We start from the raw sequence: 228 nt of genomic DNA, 5'->3' as shown, positions 1-228 counted from the left end.
GCGCTGGGTGACCGATCGCCGGACCAATCTGCCGGTGCACTGCTGCGACGAGTCGCCGGCGTTCGCGGGCGAGGCGTATCTGAAGTTCCCGTTCGGCGTGGAGAAGCGGACCTACCAGTGGTGGGACAACACCCTCGGCGGAACCGTGCCGATGCGCTTCACGGACACCACCCGGGTGGCCGGCCGCGAGGGCTACCGCTTCACCGGTTCCGTGGCGCCGACCCGGAC

The 228-nt window shown here is 70.2% G+C and carries 1 protein-coding gene; it reads left to right on the top strand.

Annotation, left to right across the window (positions count from 1 at the left end; genetic code table 11):
• On the top strand, positions 1–228 hold a 228-nt coding region (locus ACSNOK_RS36695), incomplete at both ends, for a porin PorA family protein (protein ID WP_436784962.1).

This window comes from Streptomyces sp. URMC 126, from assembly GCF_051386555.1.
Lineage (GTDB): Bacteria > Actinomycetota > Actinomycetes > Streptomycetales > Streptomycetaceae > Streptomyces.
Note: the sequence above shows the minus strand (reverse complement) of the source record. Positions and strands in the feature narration are given on the sequence as shown.